Here is a 6,245-nt window from a genome sequence, read left to right on the forward strand (position 1 = left end):
TCGTTCCATGCTTTTTTGAATCCTAATTTCTAAACTTAATGACATTGAAGTTTAAAAGTGTTACGTCCCCATCTGCAATATACCCCGTGCAAAACTGCGAAACACCCTGTGCAAAATTGCTTAAAACACAAGATATTGTATGCTGTAGGCCGGCATTTCCAGTTTTCCGTCAAGGCTTAAAATTTTTTCATTTATCAGTTCACGGGCATTTCCCTGGAGATCGCCGTGGTATGCGGTGTAGTCAGTGTCGGAGGCGTTGATCGCCACCAACATGCGTTCTTTTTCGGATGCGCGCTCGAAAATGAGCTGATGGTTCGTAAGTACGACATTGCGGTAAGAACCGCTGCACAGTGCATCGCTTTGCTGGCGGATTCGGATTAACTTGTGGATGAGTTCTGTAAGTTCATTGGGGCTGGGTTGTTCGAAGCAGGGGCGAAGTGCATAATCGTTGTCGGGCGCTTTTTCACCTAATGTTCCCCATTCGCTTCCATAGTAAATGCAGGGAATGCCCGGCATTCCAAGAAGAATCCCGTAAGTCAGGGGAAGGTGGTTTTTGTTTGTGAGAATGCTTGCGATCCTGGTGACATCGTGATTATCTACGAAGGTCATCAGATGTTTTCCGCGGTACAGGCACCATTGTTCCGGGCCGTACTGACGCTGAAGTGAATGGGCAATCTCAAACATATTCATGGAATTAAAACTGGAATAAATTCCTTTATAACATTCGTAATTTGTACAGCTGTGGAGCATTTCATCGTTGACAATACGATTGTAGTCTCCGAAAAGAACTTCCCCGATCAGGACAAAGTCTTCTTTCAGTTCCTGGGTATAGGAACGCAGACGGCGCATAAAATCAGGATCCAGGCAGTAGGCCACATCCAGGCGCAGGCCGTCGATATCAAAAGTATCCACCCAGAATTTGACACATTCCAGAAGATAATCCGTCACAGCGGGATTTTGCAGGTTCAGCTTTACCAGCTCAAAATGGCCTTCCCATCCTTCATACCAGAAGCCGTCATTGTAGCAGCTGTTGCCGTCAAAATTGATGTGGAACCAGTCCTTGTATGGAGAATCCCATTTCTTCTCACAGACATCTTTAAAAGCCCAGAATCCTCTGCCGACATGGTTAAATACGCCATCCAACACAATTTTTACATTGTGATTGTGAAGATCCTGGCAGACGTCGGCAAAGTCTTCGTTTGTCCCCAGACGGCAGTCGATGGTTTTGAAATCGCGGGTATCATAACCATGATTGTCGGATTCAAAAATCGGGTTCAGTAAAATAGAATCTACACCGAGTTTTTCCAGATATTCACTCCACTCCATAATTTTACGTATACGCGGTACACATTCCCCGTCATTATGAACCGGAGCCCCGCAAAAGCCGATAGGATATATTTGATAAAAAATGCTATTGTAAGCCCACATAGTTTTAACCTCTCTTTGTCATTATTATTGATTATTATATTAGACTGGATCATTTACAGTCCTGACAGGAGCTGCTCCTGATCAGTACGTACGAAATTGTGTTTATATTTTACTACATTTAGAAGATTCTGTATACATTTTCCCACTGTCTGATATATCAACATAGTTTTTCCTGTGAGCGAGCAGATGACGGAACCATATAAATAAGATAATTCCTTTGAAAATACTGGAAATAGTAATACTCCACCAGATTCCATTCAGTCCAAGTGGCGTATGGATCAGGAGCATAGCAAACGGGATGCGCATACCTGTCAAAACGATGCTGGTTACAGAAGGGGGCAAAGTTCTGCCAAGCCCTGCAAATGCACCGGCGGTGGTGATCTCAACACTCATGAAGAGCTGGGACACGCCAAGTATCATGAGATAATCTACTCCCATGGGGAGAATGTCTGCTTCTGTAATAAAAAGGCGGAATACAGGGGCAGGGAGGAAAATTAGCAGTAGTGTACAGAAAAGTCCCCATACAAGAACAACTTTCATTGCGCTGTAATATCCTTTTGGGATTCGGCTGTATTTTCCGGCACCATGATTTTGAGCAAGAAAAGAGTTTACAGCAGCGGCAAATCCATCTGCAGTCATCCAGGAGATGGATTCAATCTGTGAACCAACTTTTTGCACTGCAACAGCGGCATCTCCATATCCTGCAACGAGCCGGGCAATGATCATGGAAATACCTGTAAAAATCATATTTTGTATGCAAGTTGGGAATCCGATTCTGACAATAGAAGAAAAATGACTTCTGTCCGGGATTCGAAATAGTTTTATATGGCAAAAAATAATGTTGTCTTTTTTGGCAAAGACAAAAAAGATAAGGGTTACTGTCGCCTGTGCCAGTACAGTTGCGATAGCCGCTCCGGCCACACCCATGACAGGAAATGGTCCAAGTCCGAAGATAAGTACCGGATCCAATATCATATTGATAAGAAGGCCGGTTAAAGTTGCCATAAAAGAGGAGCGGCTATTGCCGGCTGCAGTAAATATTCCGGTAAGTGTCTGGTTTAAAAAAGAAAAAATGACACATCCGCAGGTGATTTTCAGGTAAATGCGAGCGTCGGCGATGACCTGATGTCCGGTCAGGTTAAAAAATCCGATCAGCGGATTGGAAAACAAGATACAGACCAGTCCGAAAACGAGGCCGAAAATTATAGAAATATGAAGTGCGGCTGTTGCGTAGTTGGCTGCATCCTTGGGACGGCCAGCTCCCAGCACATGCCCCACATTTACCTGACCGCCCATTTTTGGCAGAGCAGCAAGACCATTGGAGAGCCACATGTACATTCCGGCAGCCCCCACTGACGCGACAGCATTGCTGCCGACTCTTCCAATCCAGAGCATATCCGTAAGGTTGTAGGCGGTTTGTATCAAAGAGGTGGCCATAATGGGAACGGCGAGCTGTGTCAGAGATTTCAGCACAGGGCCGTTTACGAGGTCAATATTTTTTCTCATAGATGATTCCTCCAGAGTGTTCTTTCATTAAAGGATGATAGCGTCGGTGTACAAGGGGCAACACGGTTGGTGAAGGGTAGATTTTGTCCCCTTGTACACCGACGCTAAAGTAAAAAAATCTAATGCCAACATATTATACTCTTTGCACAGGAGGGAAGGCAAGAATCAAATGAGCGAATTGAGGTTAAAGGAACATCCGCTGCACTGAAAGCAGAATATAAAGTAAACGATACAGAGCTCGCGGCTTCGGTTTTCCTGCCCTTTGTCAATCAAATATGGCAAGGCGATTATGATATAGAGCGGACTCAAATTGCATTGTCTAAGACACTGAATATTACGGCGTATGATAATGAAATGCTTGTAGGGTGTCTGCGCATTCTTACAGACGGATATTTTTTTGGAACGATTACAGAATTACTTGTTCTTCCGGAATATCAAAGGCAAGGGGTAGGCAGTAAGCTTCTTGAACTTGCAAAGGAGAACACTCCTACTATGTTATATTTTGGCGCGCAGCCGGGAGTGGAAGGATTTTATGAAAAGAACGGATGTCAAAAAAGTCTGCAATCTTACACGATAGATAAAGCGAAATAACCGCGGTCAGTATAGCTGCATGAAAAAACAGGAAAGACCTTCTATCCCTTCCTATAAAGAAATGGAAGGGATAGAGGGCCTTTCTTATTTTTGTCTGCCTCTTGCAGGCGGATTTTTATTTTGCGCTAAGTGCAGCCATAGTAATGTAGTTATACGGCTGATTGAAATGAGGAAGGAAGAAAATGTCCAAAAGTTTCAGTTTATCAATAGTTACGCCCTCTTCGATTGCAAGGGAGAACATATGGATTCCCATGGAAATATCTTCTGTTGAAGCCATTTGTGCACCTACAATGCGGCGGGAATCTGATTCGTATACGATACGGATTTTAACTTTTGCGTTTTCCTTCATGAATCCCGGTCTTTGCAGGTCTTCGTAGTCAGTATATTCCACACTCATATTGTTTTTCTGTGCAGCGGCAACGGACAATCCGGTGGAAACCATATTGTAGCCAAAGATGGAAATGCCGTTGGAACCCTGTACTCCAATAGCGTCAAGGGTGGTTCCGCCAATGTTGTGAGCGGCAATAATTCCTGTGCGGACTGCATTGGTGGCAAGTGCGATATAAGTCTCAGCCCGAAGCGCGTTGGAGTAGATTGTGGCGCAGTCGCCTACGGCGTATACATCTGGATCGCTTGTCTTTTGATGTTTATCTACTTTATATGCTCCGTTCCGGAAACACTCCAGATGATCTTTTCCAAGAGCGTTGTTTGGAAGAAAGCCAATTGCGTTGATGACAAGATCTGTCTTATATTCTCCCTTATCTGTCACAACTGCTTCTACATGTTCTGTGCCTTTGTAGGCAGTAGCGCGCTCGCCATAATGAAGCTCGATTCCATGTGCAGCGAGATTTTTGTCCATATCTTCTGCAAACCACGGATCATAATAGCTGGCAAGGGAAGTGGGAGCTACATCGAAAAGGCGGACATTTTTGCCCCGGCGTTTCGCTGCTTCAGCAATTTCCACACCGATGTATCCGGCTCCGATGACAGCCACATCTTTGACGTCTGGATCGCTGATCTGGCGGTCTACATTCTGGCCGTCCTGGAAAAGTTTCAGGAAACTGATCCCTTTTAAATCACTGCCGGGAAGTGTCGGCGCAATTGGAAGAGAACCTGTAGCAAGGATCAGCTTGTCATAATTCTCTTCAAAAGAAGAGCCATCTTTTATTCTACAGAAAACAATCTTCTTTTCAAAATCTACCTTTTCTACCGTTGTTTCCATGCGGATAACAGCGCCCTTTGCTTCGAAAGCACTTTTATCGGTATAGAAAAGATTTTCATAAGAATCAATCTGGCGTCCGACCCACAGTGCAGTTCCGCATCCAAGATAGCTTAAGTTCGTGTTCTGGTCAAGCATAACGACCTTCTGATCAGGATAGTTGTCCAAGAGAGTGTTGGCTGCAGCAATTCCAGCATGATTTGCTCCAATAATTACAGTTTTCATAGTTGTTCCTCCTTTGATAAATAGTTTTTGATAGGATTTTACTTTTTATAAATAAAACAGCCGTATATCCGTACTGTTTGTTTTTTGGATGATAAATCTTTCTGATGTCCGGAACACATACCTAAAAGGTAATAATAACTATTACTGTTATTTTTAAGACGATTATAGGATAAAAGAAGAAAATTGTCAATCTATAAACAAAGATTAGTCCGGAAATATTTATTCCAGATTTTTGCCAAATAAAATAAGGTAAAAATACTGAAGAAATACAGCAAAAAATCCATAAAAACAGTTGACACGCGTGGAAGCGTATAATATAATAATGCAGTATGACAAAAGGAGAAACAGCAGGCACCAAAGCCCCGGAACCTGGCTGATTTCGATATAATATCTATAAGTAAACGCATAGAATGCAACGATTCATAGGAGGTAAACCAATGAAAACTTATATGGCTAGTCCAGACAAGATTGAAAGAAAATGGTATGTAGTTGACGCTACAGGATATACATTAGGACGTTTAGCATCAGAAGTAGCTAAGGTTTTGAGAGGAAAGAACAAACCGGAATTTACACCGCATATCGACACAGGTGATTACGTGATCGTGATCAATGCAAAAGATGTAAAAGTAACCGGAAAGAAAATGCTTCAGAAAATTTATTACAATCACTCTGATTATGTAGGCGGAATGAAAGAGACTACACTGGCAGAGATGATGGATAAGAAACCGGAAAAAGTAATTGAGCTGGCTGTAAAAGGAATGCTTCCGAAGGGACCTTTAGGAAGAAGCATGATTAAGAAACTTCATGTATACGCTGGACCAGAGCATGCACATCAGGCTCAGAAACCAGAAGAACTGAAATTTTAATCAGAGGTCGAAAGGAGGATATTAAGAAATGGCTAACGGAAAATTCTACGGAACAGGAAGAAGAAAAAAATCAATCGCAAGAGTATATTTAGTACCTGGAACAGGAAAAATTACAATAAATAAAAGAGATATCGATGAGTATCTTGGACTGGAAACACTGAAAGTTATCGTTCGTCAGCCGCTTGTTGCGACAGAGACAGAAGGAAAATTTGATGTGATCGTTAACGTAAAAGGCGGCGGTTACACAGGACAGGCAGGAGCGATCCGCCACGGAATTTCCAGAGCTCTTCTTGAGGCAGATGCTGATTACAGACCGATCCTTAAGAAAGCAGGCTACCTGACACGTGACCCACGTATGAAAGAGCGTAAGAAATACGGCCTCAAGGCTGCCCGTCGCGCTCCGCAGTTCA

The 6,245-nt window shown here is 43.1% G+C and carries 6 protein-coding genes; 3 read left to right on the forward strand and 3 right to left on the reverse strand.

Annotated elements, in window-relative coordinates; genetic code table 11:
- Window positions 1–120 precede the first annotated feature (120 nt).
- Together WJ238_RS01140 and WJ238_RS01145 are read right to left on the reverse strand one after the other, a co-directional pair.
- Complete coding sequence (locus WJ238_RS01140) at window positions 121–1,428, reverse strand: alpha-amylase family glycosyl hydrolase (RefSeq protein ID WP_337605923.1); 1,308 nt, start codon at window positions 1,426–1,428, stop codon at window positions 121–123.
- Between the two features lie 102 nt (window positions 1,429–1,530).
- Window positions 1,531–2,934 carry an MATE family efflux transporter gene (locus WJ238_RS01145; RefSeq protein ID WP_230105193.1) on the reverse strand — a complete coding sequence of 468 codons (1,404 nt, stop codon included), beginning with the start codon at window positions 2,932–2,934 and terminating at the stop codon, window positions 1,531–1,533.
- 204 nt (window positions 2,935–3,138) lie between these two features.
- Between WJ238_RS01145 and WJ238_RS01150 the strand changes: the two genes are divergently transcribed.
- A complete protein-coding gene (locus WJ238_RS01150; protein ID WP_337605926.1) occupies window positions 3,139–3,525 on the forward strand; it encodes a GNAT family N-acetyltransferase in 387 nt (128 codons plus the stop codon).
- Window positions 3,526–3,640: 115 nt separating this feature from the next.
- Here WJ238_RS01150 and nox read toward each other — a convergent pair whose 3' ends face one another.
- The gene (gene nox, locus WJ238_RS01155) at window positions 3,641–4,969 is read right to left on the reverse strand and encodes a H2O-forming NADH oxidase (RefSeq protein WP_316267453.1); all 1,329 of its coding nucleotides are present in this window, start codon (window positions 4,967–4,969) and stop codon (window positions 3,641–3,643) included.
- A 437-nt stretch (window positions 4,970–5,406) separates the two neighbouring features.
- Here nox and rplM point away from each other — a divergent pair, with 437 nt between their 5' ends.
- Together rplM and rpsI are read left to right on the forward strand one after the other, a co-directional pair.
- Window positions 5,407–5,835 carry a 50S ribosomal protein L13 gene (gene rplM, locus WJ238_RS01160; RefSeq protein ID WP_337605924.1) on the forward strand — a complete coding sequence of 143 codons (429 nt, stop codon included), beginning with the start codon at window positions 5,407–5,409 and terminating at the stop codon, window positions 5,833–5,835.
- Window positions 5,836–5,863: 28 nt separating this feature from the next.
- A partial coding sequence (gene rpsI, locus WJ238_RS01165; protein WP_337605925.1) for a 30S ribosomal protein S9 occupies window positions 5,864–6,245 on the forward strand: 382 nt, incomplete at its 3' end.

The sequence above is a fragment of the Claveliimonas sp. genome, assembly GCF_037273965.1.
GTDB lineage: Bacteria > Bacillota > Clostridia > Lachnospirales > Lachnospiraceae > Claveliimonas > Claveliimonas bilis.

Bases quoted from the DNA above. Each gene is read 5' to 3' on its own strand.
- WJ238_RS01140 (WP_337605923.1), bottom strand. From the start codon at position 1,428: ATGTGGGCTTACAATAGCATTTTTTATCAAATATATCCTATCGGCTTT.
- WJ238_RS01145 (WP_230105193.1), bottom strand. From the start codon at position 2,934: ATGAGAAAAAATATTGACCTCGTAAACGGCCCTGTGCTGAAATCTCTG.
- nox (WP_316267453.1), bottom strand. From the start codon at position 4,969: ATGAAAACTGTAATTATTGGAGCAAATCATGCTGGAATTGCTGCAGCC.
- rplM (WP_337605924.1), top strand. From the start codon at position 5,407: ATGAAAACTTATATGGCTAGTCCAGACAAGATTGAAAGAAAATGGTAT.